Below are 2,000 nucleotides of genomic sequence, written 5' to 3'. Positions count from 1 at the left end.
TGACGGTCCGTCTCCGGCTGGAGTAGCCGCGGGCCATCCGCCCGGTCACTGCGGTGATGATTCGCCCGGTCACTGCGGTGATGATTCGTACGCGCAGAGCGGCCGTTTCCTCACCGGTGTGCCGGGGCGCTCTGCGGGGAGGATCCGACCGCTCAGACGGTATGAGGGTCGGCTTGGGCCTGGTTGGTCTGGTCGGGGATTCCGCTGCTGGTGATCGATGGTGGCGGTCTCCGGCGGGGAGTCAAGGCACGTCGTCCCTGCGGGCGGCCTGCGGCCGGTCTTGACTCCCCGCCGGAGACCGCGCGTTCGCCTGGATCAGCGGAATCCCCTCGACGACTGCACGGAGCTCCCCTCCACCGGGGGTTGTAGTGCAGGAAACCTCCACGGCGCATAGTCGTGAGTTACCACCGGTGGCCATCCGGGACCACCGGTGGACGTCACAGTCGTCGGGAGGTTCCCTGTGTTCACCAACACTATCCCCGCCGCTCGTGAGCGGTGGGTCGTGGGCCTGGACGTCCACGCCCGTTCGATCAGCGCGTCCGCGCTGGACCTGCTCACCGGGGAGCTGATCAACGCCCGCCTGACCGCCGACCCCGCCACGGCGTTGAGGTTCGTCACCGGCCTCGGCGCAGACTCGGCGGTGGCCTACGAGGCCGGCCCGACCGGGTTCGGCCTGGCCCGGGCCCTGGACCAGGCCGCGATCCGGTGCGTGGTCGCGGCACCGTCAAAGATCGCCCGCGCCCCGGGTGATCGGGTCAAGACCGACAAGCGTGACGCGACCCTGCTCGCCCGTCGCCTCGCGGCCGGGGACCTGACCGCAGTGCGAGTGCCGTCCCCGACCGAGGAAGCCGCCCGCGACCTGACCCGTGCCCACGAGGACGCTCGCGCGGACCTGATGAGCGCCCGGCACCGGGCGTCCAAGCTGCTCCTGCGCCACGGCATCGTCTACTCCGGCGGGAGCACCTGGAGCCGGGACCATCACGCCTGGCTGGCCCGCACCCACCTCGACCAGCCCCCCGCCCAAGACGCCTTCGAGGACGCCTACCAACAAGTCCTGCTGCTCGAGGCCCGCAAGAGGAACCTCGCCGCAAAGATCACCCACCTGGCCACCAACAGCGAGTTCACCGACGTCGTCCACGCCCTGGGCTGCCTGCGCGGCATCTCCGTGCTCACCGCGATGTCCCTGGCCGTAGAGATCGGTGACTGGGACCGCTTCACCGGCGCCTCGATCGGCGCCTACCTCGGCCTGACCCCCACCGAGCACTCCTCCGGCAACTCACGACGCCTCGGGCCGATCACCAAGGCCGGCAACCCCCACATCCGCCTCCTGCTCGCCGAGGCCGCCTGGCACCACCGTCCCGGCTACCGCGTCGGCACCACCCTGCAAGCACGGTTCGACGCCGCTACCCCCGCCCAGGCCGCCCGCGGTCACGAGGGCAACCTGCGCCTGCACCACCGCTGGGTCCACTTCACCACCCAGCACAAACGCACCACCATCGCCAACACCGCGATCGCCCGAGAACTCGCCGGATGGTGCTGGTCCCTGGCCACCACCCGGTGAACAAATCCTGGACCCCGACAACCCCGGCCGGGAGCAGCGTGACGGGGACGACCCACGACTGCTCTGTGAGCACCCGACCCCGACCAGGACGGACACGCCCGACCTCAGACAGTGCCGACCGTCCCCCGCCGAACACCACCGTCATGCGGCAACCAACCCGCGCATATCAGACTCGACACCCGCGTCGACAGACACGCACCCAGCCCAGGAAACCAGGGACCAGGAACAAGAGGAAGACCGCCGACCCGAGCAACCCAGCCCGGGCCGACGGCCATCCCCTGCCCTCTTGACAAACCGACCTACATATCAGATCAGTCGGAGCACCGTCTCCTCGAAGACCGTGGCGGCCGTCTCCGAGCGGTCGTCGCACAGCACCTCCCACGCGACGGCCGGGGACAGCGTGAACGCCGGCACGCCGGCTGCGGCGAGGTGGGCGACA

1 protein-coding gene is annotated in these 2,000 nt (G+C 70.2%); it reads left to right on the top strand.

All coding sequences use genetic code 11. The features are described 5' to 3' along the window. The first annotated feature begins 460 nt into the window (after window positions 1-460). On the top strand, window positions 461-1,561 hold the full coding sequence (locus tag HOW07_RS19125) for an IS110 family transposase (RefSeq protein ID WP_371743730.1): 1,101 nt from the start codon (window positions 461-463) through the stop codon (window positions 1,559-1,561). The last annotated feature ends 439 nt before the right edge of the window (window positions 1,562-2,000 follow it).

This window comes from Plantibacter sp. MCCC 1A11337 (assembly GCF_013349365.1).
In the GTDB taxonomy this organism is placed as follows: domain Bacteria; phylum Actinomycetota; class Actinomycetes; order Actinomycetales; family Microbacteriaceae; genus Plantibacter; species Plantibacter flavus_A.
The sequence above is the reverse complement of the archived record's forward strand: the minus strand, read 5'-3'. Positions and strand labels throughout refer to the sequence as shown.